Genomic DNA, 16104 nt, shown 5'->3' on the forward strand with positions numbered 1-16104 from the left:
GGTTTGCGGTTCGATCTTTCATACAGGGCAACTCGATAACTTAGCAACTGAAAAACTTAGTTGCTAAGTTGCTGAGCGATGTGATAGGCCTGCCGGAAAAGGAAATCCGATGATCGACCTGCCCGAGAAGAAGCCGATGTTCTCCGCGAAGCTCGCGACGCCGTCCAAGCTGGCGGATTCCGTTTCCGACGCCATCGCCGCCGCGCTCTTCGACGGGCGCATCGCGCCGGGAGAGCCGCTGCCGCCGGAAGGCGAGATCGCGCGGGAGTTCGGTGTCAGCAAGCCGATCGCGCGCGAGGCGTTGCGCCAGCTGACTTCGGCCGGGCTCGTCTCCACGCAGCAGGGAAAGGTCGCCCGCGCCAAGGCGCTGAATGGCGAGCCGCTGGAGAGGATTTACGGCTACGCCGTCCGGTCGAGCCTGAAGCGGTTGCAGGAGGCGAACGAGATGCGCCGTGTCATCGAGACCGGCATCGCACGGCTGGCCGCCGAGCGCCGGATCAAGGCGGGGCTGGTGACGATGGAGCGCGCCCTTGAAGAGATGCGTGAGGGGCTCGGCGATCCGGCAGCCTTCACCGAGGCCGACATCCTGTTCCACATGGGCATGGCGACCGCCACGGGCAATTCCATGATCCGCGTGCAGATGGAGGGCATGCGATCGGTTCAGCGAGAGGTCTCCGAACTGTTCTCGCAGCGCTCCAACCGCAGCCGGTCGGACTGGCAGGCGACCATCGACCGCCACCAGGCGCTCTATGACGCCATCGCCGCAGGCGACGCCGACAATGCCGAGCGGCGGATCGACATCCATTTCGCGGCGGCGGATATCGCTTCGCTCGAGGTTGCCGACGAACTCGAATCCCGAGGCGGACGTCCGTGAACGGGATCTTCTCGCTTGCTGGCCGGAGGGCGCTCGTCACGGGCGCGAACACCGGTATCGGGCGAGCGATCGCTCTCGGCCTCGCCGGCCAGGGCGCGGACGTCGTTCTGCATCATCTGGGCGATCACGCCGGCGCCGAGGCGGCGCGGGCCGAAATCGCCGGACTGGGGCGCAAGGTCTCCGTCATTGAGGCGGATTTCGCCGATCGGAGCGCCGTCGGTGCGCTCGCCGCTGCGGCGCTCCGTGGTGGTCCCGTCGATATCCTGATCGCCAACGCCGCGATTGAAATGCGGTCCGCCTGGACAGCGCTCGGCGAGGACAGCCTCGACGCCCAAGTTGCCGTCAACTTCACGTCACTGATCGCATTGGCACAGGCATTCGTGCCCGCAATGCAGGCGCGCGGCTGGGGCCGCGTGGTCGCGACCAACAGCGTGATGGCGTCCCGTCCGCGCGCGGAAACGCTCGTCTACGCGTCGCTCAAATCTGCCCAGCTGACCACGATAAGGGCGATTGCCCGCGAGGTTGCGTGCGACGGTGTGACGATGAACGTCATCGCCCCGGGCGCGATCGAAACCGAAGCGAATGCCGCGCGCTATGCCGATCCCGAATTCCTGCGGGCGGTGGTCGCGAAGATCCCCGCGGGCCGGCAGGGGCGGCCAGAAGATTGCGTCGGGCCCGTTCTGATGCTCTGCAGCGCGGCCGGCGCCTACGTGACCGGCGCCAGCATACCGGTCGACGGGGGCTGGACCATCGGCGATGCGACCGGAGCCTTGCCGGGAGAAGCCGCATGAGCGCCCGGGCCGACATCCGCGTGATCTGCGACATTCGGCACATGGTCGGCGAGAGCCCTCTCTGGGACACGCGCGCCGGCTGCCTGTGGTGGGTTGATGCCGCCGGGCGGGAGGTTCGTCGCTACGAGGCGAAATCCGGAGCGGTCACGACCTTCGCAATGCCGTTTCCTCCGTCCGCGCTGGCGCTGGCACAGGACGGCGCCGTCATCGTCGCGGCCGGGGACGGTTGGCACCGCCTCGACACGGAGACCGGCGAGGTCTCGACGATCGCGCGGATTGAAAGCGCGCCCGAAGGCACGCGCATGAATGACGGCGTCGTCGATGCGGCCGGTCGCTTCTGGACCGGAACCATGAGCACGTCTTCGGCGCGCGACCCTGTCGGCGGCCTCTATTGCCTCGACGGCGACCGGATTCTTAGCGCCGTCTCCGGCCTGCGCGTTCAAAACGGCACGGCGATCTCGCCTGACGGCCGGACCTTCTACCTGGCCGACAGCCATGCGGACGTCGCCACCATCTGGGCCTTCGACTTCGACACCGCCTCCGGCACGCTCTCCAACCGTCGGGTGTTTCACCGTCCGTCCCGTGGCCGCCCGGACGGCGCCGCCGTCGACGCCGAGGGTTGCTACTGGTTCGCCGCCATTGATGGCGGCTGCATCGTCCGGCTCGATCCGGACGGCAAGGAGATGCAGGCCGTCGAGTTGCCGGTCTCCCGCCCCACCAAGCCGGCGTTTGGAGGAGACGGTCTCTCGACGCTCTTCATCACCACAATGAGCCTCGGCCTCGACGTGGCGGCGGAACCGCTGGCCGGCACCGTGCTCGCCATCGAGACGGAGGTGCGGGGCTTCGAACAGCCGCATGTGACGAGAATTCCGGCCGGGTCGCCTGCCCGGCTGGACGCCTGACGATCCAGTCTAAACATCCAGGGAGGATATCCATGACCAGTCTGAAGTTGAAAATCACCGTATCGGCCTTGGCGCTCTGCCTTGCCTCGACCGCCGTGTCCGCAGAGGATCTGCGCTTCACCGTGTGGACCGGCAATGAAGCGCATTTGAACATGCTCAAAGGCATTGCCGATGGGTTCGAGGCAACCCATGACGGCGTGACCGTCACGTTCGAGACGATCCCCGCGGGCGATTACATCCAGAAGCTGACCTTTCAGCTCGCGGGCGGAAACCCGCCGGATCTTGGCTGGATGTTCGAGGATTCCATGCCCGCCTTCGTGGCGGCCAACGTCGTCGCGCCGCTGACGGCGACACTGGAAGGCACCGACGGTTACGATCTCGCAGATTTCTCCGAACCCGCCATGGGCCTCTGGAAGAAGGACGACGAGATTTACGGCGTCCCGTTCTCCACCTCGCCCTTCATGATCTACTACAACAAGGACATGTTCGACGCCGCCGGACTGGAGGATCCGCTGGCGCTGGCCGAAAAGGGCGAATGGACCATGGCGAAGTTCCGCGAGGTCTCCATGGCGCTCACCAAGCCGGGTGAACGCGTCTGGGGCTTCGAGTTCAAGGACGGCCAGGGCTACGACACCCGCATCATGCACGCCGTCATGCCCGCGATCCGCGCCAACGGCGGCGATGCCTGGGCGAATGGCGAATGTGGCTTCGACAAGCCCGAGGCGGTCGAGGCCATCCAGACGCTCCACGACATGGTGTTCGTCGACAAGTCCATCGTCCCGCCGGGCGAGCAGGGTGACTATTTCTCCGGCGCGTCGGCGATGACGATCAACCAGATCTCCCGCGCCTCGAAGATGCCCGATGCGGGTTTCAACTGGGGTATCGCGCCGCTGCCTTCAGGTCCGGGCGGCGAGTCGCCGGTGATCGGTCAGGCCGGTCTCGTGGTATTCTCGAAGTCGCAGCATGTCGATCTCGCCAAGGATTTCATCGCCTGGATGACCAACAAGGAGAATGTCGCCGTGATGGCGCAGTTCTTCCCGCCGGCGCGCGCCTCGGTGCTCGACAGCGATGCCTTCACCCAGGCCAACAAGCTGATCCCTGCCGAGCAGATGAAGAACGTCGCCGCCGCGATCAAGAACGGCAAGGTGCTGCCGAGCCACCAGAAGGCCCCGCAGATCCTCGCGGCCCAGAAGCCTCGCTTCGACGCGTTGTGGCGTGCCGACGCCGACGTGAACGCGTCGATCGGCGCCATCTGCGACGCGATCAAGCCGCAGCTCTGATCGGACATTCCGCGTGACCGCAACAGACGATAGCAAGACCATGGCGCGCGCATCGCGCGCGCCATGGCTTACCCTGAAGCGCCGGGAGGCGCTCGAGGCGTGGCTGTTCGTGAGCCCGACGCTCGCTGGCTTCCTGGTCTTCTTTCTCGGCCCGCTCATCGCGGTCGTGATCTATTCGATGTCGGAATGGAACCTCCTGTCCGGTGAACAGATCTTCGTCGGCCTCGCGAACTTCCATGACGCGCTGACCGTCAATCCGGATTTCTGGCATGTCATCCGCAATTCGGTGATCTTTGCGATCGGCCTCGTTCCAATGAACATGGCGCTCGCGCTGACGCTTGCGATCGCGCTGTCGCGGCCGCGCAAGGGTGTTGTCTTCTTTCGAACCGTCTTCTTCGCGCCGGTGATCACCTCGGCCGTCGCCTGGGCGATTGTGTGGAAGTTTCTGCTCCAGGGCGAGGGGGGAACCGTCAACCAGCTTCTCTCCGTCGTCGGCATCGACGGACCGAACTGGCTTCGGGAGCCTGACTGGGCGATGGCGGCGGTCATCGTCACCCGCGTCATCAAGATGGTCGGTCTGAACATGATCCTCTACATCGCCGCCCTGCAGTCCATTCCTCGCGACTACGAGGAAGCGGCCCGCCTCGAGGGCGCGTCGGGCTGGCAGGTCTTCCGCATGGTGACATGGCCGCTCCTTGCTCCGACGACGCTGATCATCATGGTCATCACCTCGATCGGTTCCTTCAAGGTGTTCGACCACATCTACCTCATGACAGGCGGCGGCCCGGAGAACGGCACCCTGGTTCTCGCCTTCTACATCTACGAACAGGCATTCGAGTTCTTCAATGTCGGCTACGCCTCCGCGCTCGCCATGATCATGTTCGTCATCGTCCTCGCCTTGACGATCGTGCAGCTCATCCTGCGCCAGAAGGGGGCCACATGACCCAGCGCCAGCTCGACCGTATCAAGCAAGTCATGTGGGTGCTTTCGCTCGCCATCCTCGCAGTGCCCTTCGTGTTTCCGTTTCTCTGGATGGTCTCCTCGGGCTTCAAGAGCGCAGCGGAAATCTTCGGGCAACCCTCGCTCATCCCGCGCGCATGGCGATGGTCCAATTTCGTCGAGGTGTTCGAATACCAGCCCTTTGCGCGCCAGTATTTCAATTCGCTCTACATCGCCTGCCTGGTGACGGGGCTGACGCTCGTCCTGTCGTCCCTGGCCGGCTATGCACTTGCACGCATGCGCTTCGCCGGCGCGGGACTGCTCATGCTCTTTCTCGTTTCGGCGCTGATGGTCCCGGAGGAGGTGACGATCATCCCGAACTTCTTCCTGATGCGCTGGCTCGGCGTCATGGACACGCATGTGCCGCTCGTCCTCCTGCCGGTCTTCGGCCCGCATGGCGTGATGGCGACCTTCCTGATGCGCCAGTATTTCGTGGCCTTGCCGAGGGAACTTGAGGAGGCGGGGCGGATGGACGGCCTGTCGCGGGTCGGCATCTGGTGGAGGATCGCCCTCCCGATGTCGCGCCCGGCGCTCGCGGCCGTCGCCATCATCACGTTCCTGTTCTCGTGGAACCTGTTCCTCGAGCCCCTCGTCTTCCTGTCCAGCCTGAACAACTTCACCCTTCCGCTGGCGCTGTCGAACTTCACGGATCCCTACGGCGCGCCGCTGTGGCACCTCCAGCTTGCCGCGACCTCGCTCGCCGTGGTGCCGATCCTGATCGTCTATCTGATCGCGCAGCGGCAAATCATCGAGAGCTTCGCAATGTCGGGCGTGAAGGGATGAACACCGCAATGACACTTTTCCAGGGCCGCCCATGACCAGCCTTCGCCTGAACGACATCCGCAAATCCTTCGGCGCCGCCCAGGTCATCAAGGGTGTCGACCTCGAAATCAATGACGGCGAGTTCGTCGTCTTCGTCGGCCCGTCCGGATGCGGTAAGTCGACCTTGCTGCGCATGATCTCCGGTCTCGAGTACATTTCCTCCGGCGATCTCTTCATCGGCGAGCGGCGCATGAACGAGGTCCAAGCCGCCAAACGCGGCGTCGCCATGGTGTTCCAGAGCTACGCGCTCTATCCGCATCTGACCGTGCGCGAGAACATGGCCTTCGGCCTGAAGGTCAGGCGTGTCGGTGGCGAGGAGCGCGAAAGGCGGGTCCGGGAGGCCTCCGACACGCTGAAGCTCGACGGTCTGCTGGATCGCTATCCGCGCGAACTCTCGGGCGGCCAGCGCCAGCGCGTCGCCATCGGCCGCGCCATCGTCGGCGATCCGGAAATCTTCCTGTTCGACGAACCGCTGTCCAATCTGGATGCGGAACTGCGGGTGCACATGCGCTCGGAGATCGCGGCGCTGCACAACCGGCTTGGCAACACGATGATCTACGTCACCCACGACCAGATCGAGGCGATGACCCTTGCCGACAGGATCGTGGTTCTGCGCGACGGCCTGATCGAACAGGTTGGCTCCCCGCGCGAACTCTACACCCGACCGGACAATCTCTTCGTCGCCCAATTCATCGGCAGTCCCCGCATGAACATCCTTGATCTCGGGAGCCATGCTGGCGGCTTGCCGGTCACCGCGCCGGCGGGCGCGACCAGGGTCGGCCTGCGCCCGGAGCATCTTGAGATTGTGCCACCGGACACGGGATTTACCACCGGAGAGGTATCGGTCAGCGAATATACCGGCTCCGCCTCCATGCTGCATGTAGCCCTCGAGACGGGCGAAACGGCGTTGGTGGTGAGAAACGGCGAAGCGCCGGAACCCGGCAATCGCATCGGCCTCGCGATCGACCCGGAAAATCTGCACTTCTTCGACGAAAATGGCCGGCGCGTGCAGGCGCAGGCGTGACACGGTCAGGGTGGCAGCAGGTTACGACGCATGCGGTCGGTCTGGATCGCGACAACCGGCACATTCCGGGGGCACGCGACAGGCTTCGAATCTGCCAGAAGCCGCTTGCGCAAGACTCCCGAGTGAAGGTTGCGGATCGTTCGGTTATCGACGCCGGATCATCGCTTGACGCCTCAGGCACCCCTTAGCTCGGTCGGATAGAGCGCTGCTCTCCGAAACGTCCTCGGCTTGATGATGCCGCGGTTGGCAATGATTGCCGGCCCTGGCGTCCGCCGGTTTGTTCATGCGTCGTCACGCGACCGGACCCTCGACAGCAGATCCGCGACGTCTCCGGCGAGGAGATCGGCGACTTTCATGGCGATGCGGGGCAGCGCGCGCCGTGAGCTGATGCCGAGCGAAATGCTCTGCGGCATGATGTTCTGACCGGTGACAGGGATGGCGACGAGGCTGCCCTCGAGCAGTTCGCGGGCCGTGTCGAGTTCCGATGTCAACGCGACGTGGCTGCCCGAAACGACCATCTGCTTCAACAATTGCAGCGAGTTGGTGACCACCGGCGCGCGGTTCTCGGAGAATATCCAGCCGTGACGCGCCTCTAGCATTCGACGGATGGCAAGCGCCGGACTTTGAACAGCGATGGCGTGGTCGCGCACCATCGACAGGTTCACCTCGTCGTACGCGGCAAGCGGGTGACCGGGCGCAGCGACGCAGTGCAACGGAAGGCACTCGTTCCAAATGACATGGACATCGCGCTGCGGTCGCAGATTGAAGGCGAGAACCATGTCCGTCTCGTCCGCGAAGAGTGCGGCCAGCGCATCGTCCGGTGTCGCGATCTCGATGTCGATGCGCACTTTCGGATAGACCTCCGCGACATGATGCAGGAAGTCCGGCAGAAGGCTGTTGACCAGGCTGTCCATCGTGACCAGCCGGATATGGCCGAGATTGACACCCTGCATCTGTTTGACATCGGACCAGATGCGGTTCTCGTCGGCGCGCCAACGTCGCGCGAGCACGATGAACATCTCGCCGACCGGCGACAGCGACATGCCCGTGGTAGTGCGGTCGAAAAGCAGCACGCCGAGCCTGTCTTCCAAGAGCTTGATCTGGCGATCGATCGCCGAGGCCGCGATGCCGATGGCGCGCGATGCGGCCTGAATCGAGCCGTGCTCGGATACGGCCTCGACATATTGCAGGCCGCGGGGAACGAGGTGAAGCGCCATGGCGATCCATTCCAATTATCAGAATGATTTGTTGTCCATAATATCATGGATTGCAATGTCCCCATGGGGGTAGCCTCGAGGCACCAAGACCGAAACCAGGCAGACAGGGCCCACCGACCCGATGAATTCCGCACTCCAGAAACTGAACTCCGTGTCGCGAAACGTGGCGATCTCCATGCTGGAGCCCCTCGTGGAACGTTCGGCCTGGGTCGCGGCGATGGCAGCCGATGAGCGGCCCTTCGCCGACAGCGCGGAACTCGCCATGGCGCTGGTCGATCTGATCCTCGCTTCCGGGCGCGAGAAACAGCTGGAGCTGTTCAGGGCACATCCCGAACTCGCCGGACGTGAGGCCGAGGAAGGCAGCATGACGGATGCATCGGTCAGCGAACAGGCGCGCCTCGGCCTTCTCAGCCTCACGCCGGCCGACGCGGCGCGCCTGAAGTCCATGAACTCGGCCTACCGCACCCGGTTCGGCCATCCCTTTGTCATAGCCCTTCACCGCGTTACCGACCTTGGAACGCTGTTCGAAATCTTCGAACGCCGCCTCTCCTCCACGGCGATCGAGGAGCATACCGCGACACTTGCCGAGATTTCGTCGGTGATACTGTCGCGGACCCGCCAAGCCTTTGAGCCAGACCCGAAACCCTCCCCCAAGCAGGAACCCGTGAACCAGGAGCAACTGTCATGAAAACCATTCTCGCACTTGCCGCATCAACCGCCATCGCATTCAGCACGATGGCCGCGCAGGCCGAAACGATCCGCGTCGCAGGCAATTTCGCAACCGAACATTCCTCGTCGCTCGCCATGGTGAAATTCGAGGAGGAACTCGAGCGCCTCTCCGGTGGCGAGATTGACGTCAACATCTTCCCCGCACAGCAGCTCGGCGGCGCGGCCGAAAACGTGCAGGCCGTGAAGATCGGCGGGGTCGAGATGATGTGGGTGGGCACCGCCTATCTGACCCGCACGGTGCCCGGCCTCGAGATCATTGGCCTCCCGTTCCAGTTCAAGGATCGCGAGCAGGCCTTCGCTATCGTTGACGGTCCGGTCGGTTCGGCACTCGACGCGGAACTCGCCGATGAGGGCATGACCTCCATGGGCTACATGGAGCTCGGTTTCCGCCAATTGACCAACAATGTCCGCCCGATCGAAAAGATCGAGGATATTGCGGGCCTCAAGATCCGCCTCCAGCCGAACGAGACGCATCTCGCGACCTTCCGGGCCCTTGGCGCCAATCCAGTGGCCATGGATGTGAAGGAGCTCTACTCGGCGCTCGAACAAGGCGTCATCGACGGCCAGGAAAATCCCTTCGCGATCATCAACGTCGCGGGCTATGCCGAGGTCCAGAAATACGTTTCCAACACCGGACATTTCTTTGACTTCATCTCGGTTGCCGCCAACAAGAAGTGGTTCGACGGTCTCGATGCGGACAAGCAGGCGATGATCAAGGAAGCAATGGCGACCGCGGTTGCGTTCCAGCGCGAACTTGCCGCCGAGCAGGACGCGGCCGGCCTCGGCCAACTCGTCGACAAGGGCATGACCTATACCGAGGTTTCCCCGGAACTTGCCGCCGCGCTCCGCGACAAGACCGCCAATGTCGCCGCGGAGACGAAGAGCCGCCTCGATCCGGACCTGGTCACGCTGCTTGACAGCGAGATCGAAAAGCTCGGCATGTAGTCCGATGCTGCTCGACCGCATCTTCTCGCAGGTCCTCGCGCGCGCCGATCAAGGCGCGCGCATCCTCGTGATATCCTGTGCGGCGCTGATGGTGGTCGTCGTCTCCGCGCAGGTGGTCATGCGCTACGTGTTCAACGGCTCTTTCGACTGGGCCGACGAGGTCAGCCGGCTCGCATTCGTCTGGACGATCTTCCTGGCGATACCGCTCGGCATCCGCGACGGCACGCATGTGGGCATCGAATTGCTCGTGGAACGTTTTCCACCCAAGCTACGCCGGATTTCCGGGCGGGCGATGAGCCTGCTTGCCGCCGGAATGATGCTGGTCGTGTTCTACACGTCGGTCTTGGTCGCGCAATTGACATGGTCCGAGCGCCTCGGCGCTATCGATGTCACCTCAAGCATCTTCTTCTTTCCCATCATCGCCGGCGCGCTGCATTCCGCGCTGCATCTCGCCCATATGGGCGTGTTTCCGGTGGAGTCGGGGAAATGAGCCTTTTCGTCATCGTCACTTTCATGGTGCTCGCATTCCTTGGAATGCCGCTCGCGTTCTCGCTCGGCGTTTCGGCCCTGGCCGGTCTCTGGCTCGCGGACTTTGATCTTTCCATCCTGGCGCCGCGCCTTCTGAACTCGGTCAACTCCTTCCCGCTGATGTCGATCCCGCTTTTCATGATCGCGGGCGAGTTGATGCTCAAGGGCGGGATCATGGACCGGCTGATCGACTTCGCGAACGCCTTCATCGGCAGGGTTCGCGGCGGCCTTGCGCAGGTGACCATAGTCTCGGGCGCGGGATTGGCCTCTGTCTCCGGAGCGGCGGTGGCGGACGCGTCGGCGCTTGCCTCGACGCTCGTGCCGTCGCTGCGCCAGCAATACGGGCTGGGCTTCTCGACCGGGATCGTCGCGGCCTCGGCCAATCTCGGTCCGATCATTCCGCCGTCGGGCGCCATGATCGTCTATGCCTTCATGGCCGGATCGTCGGTGTCGGTCGGGGGCATGTTCATGTCCGGCGTCATTCCCGGCTTGATACTCTTCGTGACCTTCATGGTGCTGTGCTGGCTGATCGCCTGGAAGCGCGACTATCCGCTCGCCGGTCACCCGATCACGCTTGCAAATATCTGGCGCGAGACGCGTCGCAATTTCGTGGTGTTCCTGATGCCGGTGATCGTGATCGGCGGGATCGTCGCCGGCATCTTCACGCCGACGGAAGGCGCGGCGGTCGGTGTCTGCTACGCTCTGTTTCTGGGCTTCGCAGTAACCCGAAAGCTCAAGGTGGCCGATCTGCCGGAGGTCCTGCTGGGCGCCGCGAAGACATCGGCGCTGGTCGGCGCGATGATCGCCTTCGCCTCGACCGTGACATTCCTGTTCACGATCGACCTATTGCCGATGAAGCTGGCCGGCATCATGCAGGGCATGACCGACAGCCCGTTCGTCTTCCTCTGCCTGATCGCGATCATGCTTCTCGTGGTCGGCATGTTTCTCGAATCGAATGCCGCCTACATCATGCTGGTCCCGCTGTTCCATCCGATCGCGCTGCAGTTCGGCATCGATCCGCTGCATTTCGGCTTCCTGTTCGTGCTCAATCTCGTCATCGGCATGCTCACGCCGCCGGTCGGCGTGGTGCTGTTCGTCGTTTGCGGCGTCACGGGCGTCAAGATGGGCGAATTGGTGCGGGAAAGCTGGCCATTCATCGCCGCCATGTATGCCGTGCTGCTGCTTTGCATGCTATTCCCGGGGCTGGTCACCTGGTTGCCGGAAAGTCTCGGATACTGATGAAACTGCTGATCCTCAATCCGAACACGACGCAGGCCCTGACCGATCGGCTGGCGGCCTCCGCCGCGCGCGTCCTGCCCGATGATGCGCAAATCATCCGCGCAACAGCTACCATAGGCTTTCCCTATATCTCGTCGCGAGCGGAAGCGCAGATCGCCGGCGCGGAGGCGCTGGCCATGCTCGCGAGCCTGCAGGGCGAATACGATGCGGCCGTGATCGCGGCATTCGGCGACCCGGGTCTGACCGCGGCGCGCGAATTGTTCGACAAACCGGTGACCGGGATGTCCGAAGCGGCGATGCTCACGGCGCTTTCGCTTGGCGAACGCTTTGCCCTGGTGACATTCGCGCCGGCCCTGGTCGCCTGGTACGGCGAACAGGTGACCCGTGTCGGGCTGGAAAAACGCTTTGCCGGGACCTTCACGCCTGACGCGTCTTTCGGGGAAATTGCCACGGTGGCCGAAGACATGCGCGCACCGCTCGTGGAGACCTGCAACCGTGCCGCCCGGGAAGCGGATGTCGTCATCCTCGCGGGCGCTCCCATTGCCGGGCTGGCAGGGGACATCGCGGAAGATGTTCCCGCAATCCTGCTCGATCCGGTTCAGGCGGCCGCGATGCAAGCCTACGGACTATGCCGTCTCCGGCCAAAGGGGTCGAATGCCGGAAGCTTCGCCCGTCCGCCCGCCAAGGAAAGCACGGGCCTGCCAGGCGCACTCGCCGCATGGATCGCGCGCGCCGAATAGCCGTTCGGAATTCTCATTCGTGGAAGGATGAAATTCGTTCTGCCGGCCCAGTCGCGAACGGTTTGCGGCAGGTTTGACCTCGGTTGCCCGGTCACCTGACATACCGTTTTCGGCCAGGCGCCGGCTATCTAAGGCCGCTTCCCCCCGCGTGCCTTGCGCCGTGAGAGTCCATGATCCCTTTGAGCCCCCACCTGGCCGAGAGCGTCGCCAAGGCGCGCTGCCGAGGCTCTCGGCACAATCTGGCCGCCTCGCCCGGCAAGATTCGACATAGCCTCCCTCGCCCAACGTCCCCCGCGCAAATTCCCGATTGAAGGTTGAGGCCTGCTCGGCTATCAAGGCCGGGCTTTGGCTCGACGCCTCAAGCACCCGTAGCTCAGCTGGATAGAGCGCTGCCCTCCGAAGGCAGAGGTCACAGGTTCGAATCCTGTCGGGTGCGCCAGCTTTCACATCCTCGACAAGATGAGCGGGCTTCCCGCTGTTCGGTTTCAACGGTGCCGGATACCGGCCTTGCAGTGCCCTGCCGCGCGTCCTGCTCGGCGTGTCTTCCGCTTGGGAAGCTGGCACCGGTTCCTCAGGGGGCGATCAAGGCGTAGGATCGCGCAGTGACGGGCGTCGCTTGCAGGGGAAATTTGGGGTCAATCAAGGTCAGGAGAAGGCGGTCAGAGGGGCTTCGCTGGTACGAAGGTGTACAACTTTGTCGGCTTTTCCAATTTGCACGAAGTTGCTTCGCGTAGCGCGAAAGATGCCGTGAATTTTGCGAAAAAGCATCAATAAAAACAACAGTTTATAGGAAATCCGATTTCGCGATTTTCCGCCGGGGCGACAGCCGAAAACCCGATATTTTCGGTTTTCATGACAGCAATATCCGTTAAGGTATAGGGGCCCTCGTGTATACATCGTGGGTCTTCGCCATCGGCGAAGCAACCGCCCCCGCCAAGGAGGGGCGGAACATGGGAGGAGGCCCATGCGACTGACCGACGCCGAACAGGCGATGTTTGACGGATCGAAAGGTGCGGCCGTGGCGCGCGCCATGGACTTGCTCGTGCGCTATGGCGAGGCGCTCGGCGCGGAGCGGCTGGTGGAGACGCGCAATGTCGCGGGCGCCTTCAACGCGTCAACGCCGTCGGTGCGCCATATCGCAGAGGACGGTTTCGACCGGGTCTATTCCGAGCTCAATCTCGACAGCGACGAGACGGTCGAGATCCCGCATGTCGCCGTGCCGACGTGCCAGCTGATCACCGGCATCGACAACGACAATTTCGCGACGCAGGGCGTCGATCCCGATCTGGCCGACCTGCAGAAGCGGTCCGAGCGCTATCTCGGGCGCCGCGGCATCAACATGATGTGCACCTGCACGCCCTACCAGGTCGGCAATGTGCCGGTGCGCGGCGAACACTGCGCCTGGATGGAATCCTCGGCCGTCATCTACGCCAACTCGGTTCTTGGCGCCCGCACCAATGTCGAGGGCAAGGAAAGCACGGGCGCCGCGGCGCTGACCGGGCGTATCCCCTATTGGGGCCTGCATCTGCCGGAGAATCGGTTCGCGCAACACCTGGTCCGCGTCGAAGCCGAGGTCGACGACATGGCCGACTGGGGCGTGCTCGGCTATTTCACCGGCTTCGCGGTCGAGGAGGACATCCCTGCCTTCGAGGGGCTTTCGCATCAGCCGTCGCTGGTGAAGCTTAAGCATTTCGGCGCGGCCGCCGCCTCTTCCGGCGGTGTCGAACTCTATCACATGCCTGGCGTCACGCCGGAAGCGCCGACGCTGGACGCCGCCTTCGGGCCGAACGCCCGGCCCGAGCCGATCGTCTACGGTGCCGCCGAGCGCAAGCGGACCTGGGAGCGGCTGCAGAACGCCAGCGACCGCAAGCTCGACTTCGTCATGCTCGGCTGCCCGCACAATTCGATCGACCAGATGGCGCTGATCGCAGAACTGCTCGAGGGCAAGCGGATCCATGCGGACACGGCGCTTTGGGTGCACACGCCGCGCGCCATCCGCCAGATCGCCGACCGTTCGGGGTTCAGCGAGATCATCGAGGCCGCCGGCGGCGTGGTGATGAGCGACACATGCCCCTCGATTTCGCGCCGCCTGCCGCAGGGCGTCCGCGTGATCGCCACGGATTCCGCCAAGCAGGCGCATTACCTGCCGGCGATCGCCAAGGTGCAGGGCTGGTTCGGATCGGTCGAGCAATGCGTCAATTCGGCGATCGCGGGCGAATGGCTGGGAGTGGTGCAATGAGCGACGCGCAGGCCAAACCGCGCATCATCACCCTGAAGGGCCGCAAGGTCGTCGGCGGCAAGGCTGCGGCCGAAGCCCTGGTGACCACGCAGACGATCTCCGGCTGGGGCGGGATCAACGAGCGCGAGGGCTCGGTCATCGAACTGCGCCACGAATTGAACGGCGTCAGCTTCGCGGGCAAGGTGCTGGTCTTTCCCGGCGCCAAGGGGTCTTCGGGCTGGTCTGCCTTCTTTCACATGTGCCGGCTGAACGACGTCGCCCCGGCGGCGATGATCTTCACGCGGATGACGACCAAGATCGCGCTCGGCGCGGTGGTCACGCGCGTTCCGGCGATCACGGATCTCGATGGCGACGTGTTCGATCTCATCGAAACGGGAGATTTCGTCGAAGTCGACGCCGATGCGGGGGTCGTGACGATCACCAAGGCGTAGAGGCAGCATCACGATGGCGGTGAAGCCCTGCGGTCAGGGCGCCGCCGAACAAGCGGAAGGTGGAGGCGCCTTCCACGGTTACCAAGGAGGAGAAGACATGCACAAACTCACCAGAAGGCTCGTCATGGGCTCGGCGCTGGCTCTCGGCGTTTCCGCCGGCATCGGCGGCGTATCGGCCGACGACTACAAGTGGCCGTCCTATTTCACCGTCATCACGCCGATCGTCGGCTCGGCGAACCATTCGCTGGCCGTGGCATGGACCACCGAATTCACCGCGCAGACCGGCATCCGCGTCGCCATCAAGCCGGCGCCGAACGGCTATGCCCGTCCGGAGTGGCTGAACACCGGCGAAGGCGACATCTCGCTGATGCAGGCGTCGGAATATTTCGACCAGATGGACGCCGTCGAAGGCTTCATGACCCGCGAGGGCGGTCCCTCCGACACGCGCGTGGCGACCATGAACCTGATCACCCCGTGGGGCTACATCGTCCGCGGCGACGGCAAGGTGAAGAGCTTCACCGACATCAACAAGGACACCACCGTCGCCTATACCGCGTCCTCGTCCTTCCTCGCCGGCGGCATGGAAGCGCTGCTCGCCTATAGCGACATGACGTCCGACGACGTGAACAAGATCGAGACCAGCAACTACGGCGCCAACACCGCGGTCGTCACCGAGGGCCGCGCCGAAGTCGCCTTCACCTCGCCGATCTCGGGCACCAGCTACGAAGCCGAAGCCACGCCGGGCGGCATCACCTGGCTGCCGCTGCCCAAGAAGGAAGAGGATCCGGAGGCGTTCGCCCGCTACCGCGCCAAGGCCGTCGGCTACATCCCGGCGACGATCACGGCCGGCACGAAGAGCTCGCTCGGCATCTACATGGACCACGCCTTCCAGGCCAACCATGTGCGCGCCGACCAGGATCCGGAGTTCGTCTACAACGTCCTCAAGTGGCTCGACGAGCATTACGAGGACTTCAAGGACGACTACCAGCACGCCAAGATGATGAGCGTGGAGAGCCTGAAGACCTTCATCGACGCCGGTGCCCTGCAGCCGCTGCATGACGGCGCGATCAAGTACCTGAAGGAAAAGGGCATCTGGACCGACGCGCACCAGGCGCGCCAGGACGCTCTCGTGAGCCTTGCCACCGAACGCGTGGCGCTGTGGCAGGCGACGCTGGCCGAGGCCGATGCCCAGGGCATCAAGGTCTCACCGGAGAGCGACGAGTTCAAGGCGCTGTGGGACAAGATGAAGGCCGATGCCGGCGTCACCAAATCCTACGCGAACATGGTGGGCGACCTCTAAGTCCGCACAGCGTTCGCTTTGACGCCTGCACCCGCGCGAGCACT

Annotated in this window: 16 protein-coding genes and 1 tRNA gene; 16 read left to right on the forward strand and 1 reads right to left on the reverse strand. The window is 63.9% G+C overall.

Annotated features, from left to right (window positions below; translation table 11 throughout):
• Nucleotides 1–109: 109 nt before the first annotated feature.
• From MRY80_RS08595 to MRY80_RS08625, 7 genes are read left to right on the forward strand one after another with little or no spacing between them, the layout of a single operon-like run.
• Nucleotides 110–874 (forward strand): FadR/GntR family transcriptional regulator, encoded by a 765-nt coding sequence (locus MRY80_RS08595; RefSeq protein WP_293290035.1) that lies wholly within the window; start codon nt 110–112, stop codon nt 872–874.
• Nucleotides 871–1665: an SDR family oxidoreductase gene (locus tag MRY80_RS08600; protein ID WP_293290037.1), complete on the forward strand. Its 795-nt coding sequence runs from the start codon at nt 871–873 to the stop codon at nt 1663–1665. The genes MRY80_RS08595 and MRY80_RS08600 overlap by 4 nt, the downstream gene beginning before the upstream one ends.
• The gene (locus MRY80_RS08605) at nt 1662–2567 is read left to right on the forward strand and encodes an SMP-30/gluconolactonase/LRE family protein (RefSeq protein WP_293290039.1); all 906 of its coding nucleotides are present in this window, start codon (nt 1662–1664) and stop codon (nt 2565–2567) included. The genes MRY80_RS08600 and MRY80_RS08605 overlap by 4 nt, the downstream gene beginning before the upstream one ends.
• 32 nt (nt 2568–2599) lie before the next feature.
• A complete protein-coding gene (locus MRY80_RS08610; RefSeq protein WP_293290041.1) occupies nt 2600–3847 on the forward strand; it encodes a sugar ABC transporter substrate-binding protein in 1248 nt (415 codons plus the stop codon).
• A gap of 40 nt (nt 3848–3887) precedes the next feature.
• Nucleotides 3888–4790, forward strand: coding sequence for a sugar ABC transporter permease (locus MRY80_RS08615; RefSeq protein ID WP_346433393.1), 903 nt, complete (start codon nt 3888–3890; stop codon nt 4788–4790).
• On the forward strand, nt 4787–5629 hold the full coding sequence (locus tag MRY80_RS08620; protein ID WP_293290045.1) for a carbohydrate ABC transporter permease: 843 nt from the start codon (nt 4787–4789) through the stop codon (nt 5627–5629). The genes MRY80_RS08615 and MRY80_RS08620 overlap by 4 nt, the downstream gene beginning before the upstream one ends.
• A 31-nt stretch (nt 5630–5660) precedes the next feature.
• Nucleotides 5661–6692: an ABC transporter ATP-binding protein gene (locus MRY80_RS08625; RefSeq protein ID WP_293290047.1), complete on the forward strand. Its 1032-nt coding sequence runs from the start codon at nt 5661–5663 to the stop codon at nt 6690–6692.
• A gap of 281 nt (nt 6693–6973) precedes the next feature.
• Here MRY80_RS08625 and MRY80_RS08630 read toward each other — a convergent pair whose 3' ends face one another.
• Nucleotides 6974–7909, reverse strand: coding sequence for a LysR family transcriptional regulator (locus MRY80_RS08630; RefSeq protein WP_293290049.1), 936 nt, complete (start codon nt 7907–7909; stop codon nt 6974–6976).
• Between the two features lie 121 nt (nt 7910–8030).
• On the opposite strand from MRY80_RS08630, the gene uraD reads away from it, so the two are divergent.
• The 9 genes from uraD to MRY80_RS08675 all read left to right on the forward strand — a co-directional run bounded on the left by uraD (nt 8031) and on the right by MRY80_RS08675 (nt 16060).
• Nucleotides 8031–8597, forward strand: coding sequence for a 2-oxo-4-hydroxy-4-carboxy-5-ureidoimidazoline decarboxylase (gene uraD, locus MRY80_RS08635; protein WP_293290050.1), 567 nt, complete (start codon nt 8031–8033; stop codon nt 8595–8597).
• Nucleotides 8594–9583, forward strand: coding sequence for a DctP family TRAP transporter solute-binding subunit (locus MRY80_RS08640; protein ID WP_293290052.1), 990 nt, complete (start codon nt 8594–8596; stop codon nt 9581–9583). The genes uraD and MRY80_RS08640 overlap by 4 nt, the downstream gene beginning before the upstream one ends.
• 4 nt (nt 9584–9587) lie before the next feature.
• Nucleotides 9588–10073, forward strand: coding sequence for a TRAP transporter small permease (locus tag MRY80_RS08645; RefSeq protein WP_293290054.1), 486 nt, complete (start codon nt 9588–9590; stop codon nt 10071–10073).
• Nucleotides 10070–11350, forward strand: coding sequence for a TRAP transporter large permease (locus tag MRY80_RS08650; protein WP_293290056.1), 1281 nt, complete (start codon nt 10070–10072; stop codon nt 11348–11350). The genes MRY80_RS08645 and MRY80_RS08650 overlap by 4 nt, the downstream gene beginning before the upstream one ends.
• A complete protein-coding gene (locus MRY80_RS08655) occupies nt 11350–12090 on the forward strand; it encodes an aspartate/glutamate racemase family protein (RefSeq protein WP_293290058.1) in 741 nt (246 codons plus the stop codon). The genes MRY80_RS08650 and MRY80_RS08655 overlap by 1 nt, the downstream gene beginning before the upstream one ends.
• Before the next feature lie 362 nt (nt 12091–12452).
• Nucleotides 12453–12529, forward strand: a tRNA-Arg gene (locus MRY80_RS08660).
• 525 nt (nt 12530–13054) lie between these two features.
• A complete protein-coding gene (locus MRY80_RS08665) occupies nt 13055–14329 on the forward strand; it encodes an aconitase X catalytic domain-containing protein (protein ID WP_293290060.1) in 1275 nt (424 codons plus the stop codon).
• Complete coding sequence (locus MRY80_RS08670) at nt 14326–14760, forward strand: DUF126 domain-containing protein (protein ID WP_293290062.1); 435 nt, start codon at nt 14326–14328, stop codon at nt 14758–14760. Before MRY80_RS08665 ends, MRY80_RS08670 begins: the two co-directional genes overlap by 4 nt.
• 97 nt (nt 14761–14857) lie before the next feature.
• Complete coding sequence (locus tag MRY80_RS08675) at nt 14858–16060, forward strand: TAXI family TRAP transporter solute-binding subunit (protein ID WP_293290088.1); 1203 nt, start codon at nt 14858–14860, stop codon at nt 16058–16060.
• Nucleotides 16061–16104: the final 44 nt, after the last annotated feature.

It is taken from the genome of Oricola sp., from assembly GCF_022763245.1.
GTDB lineage: Bacteria > Pseudomonadota > Alphaproteobacteria > Rhizobiales > Rhizobiaceae > Oricola.

Bases quoted from the DNA above. Each gene is read 5' to 3' on its own strand.
- MRY80_RS08595 (WP_293290035.1), top strand. From the start codon at position 110: ATGATCGACCTGCCCGAGAAGAAGCCGATGTTCTCCGCGAAGCTCGCG.
- MRY80_RS08605 (WP_293290039.1), top strand. From the start codon at position 1,662: ATGAGCGCCCGGGCCGACATCCGCGTGATCTGCGACATTCGGCACATG.
- MRY80_RS08610 (WP_293290041.1), top strand. From the start codon at position 2,600: ATGACCAGTCTGAAGTTGAAAATCACCGTATCGGCCTTGGCGCTCTGC.
- MRY80_RS08615 (WP_346433393.1), top strand. From the start codon at position 3,888: ATGGCGCGCGCATCGCGCGCGCCATGGCTTACCCTGAAGCGCCGGGAG.
- MRY80_RS08620 (WP_293290045.1), top strand. From the start codon at position 4,787: ATGACCCAGCGCCAGCTCGACCGTATCAAGCAAGTCATGTGGGTGCTT.
- MRY80_RS08625 (WP_293290047.1), top strand. From the start codon at position 5,661: ATGACCAGCCTTCGCCTGAACGACATCCGCAAATCCTTCGGCGCCGCC.
- MRY80_RS08630 (WP_293290049.1), bottom strand. From the start codon at position 7,909: ATGGCGCTTCACCTCGTTCCCCGCGGCCTGCAATATGTCGAGGCCGTA.
- uraD (WP_293290050.1), top strand. From the start codon at position 8,031: ATGAATTCCGCACTCCAGAAACTGAACTCCGTGTCGCGAAACGTGGCG.
- MRY80_RS08640 (WP_293290052.1), top strand. From the start codon at position 8,594: ATGAAAACCATTCTCGCACTTGCCGCATCAACCGCCATCGCATTCAGC.
- MRY80_RS08645 (WP_293290054.1), top strand. From the start codon at position 9,588: ATGCTGCTCGACCGCATCTTCTCGCAGGTCCTCGCGCGCGCCGATCAA.
- MRY80_RS08650 (WP_293290056.1), top strand. From the start codon at position 10,070: ATGAGCCTTTTCGTCATCGTCACTTTCATGGTGCTCGCATTCCTTGGA.
- MRY80_RS08655 (WP_293290058.1), top strand. From the start codon at position 11,350: ATGAAACTGCTGATCCTCAATCCGAACACGACGCAGGCCCTGACCGAT.
- MRY80_RS08665 (WP_293290060.1), top strand. From the start codon at position 13,055: ATGCGACTGACCGACGCCGAACAGGCGATGTTTGACGGATCGAAAGGT.
- MRY80_RS08670 (WP_293290062.1), top strand. From the start codon at position 14,326: ATGAGCGACGCGCAGGCCAAACCGCGCATCATCACCCTGAAGGGCCGC.
- MRY80_RS08675 (WP_293290088.1), top strand. From the start codon at position 14,858: ATGCACAAACTCACCAGAAGGCTCGTCATGGGCTCGGCGCTGGCTCTC.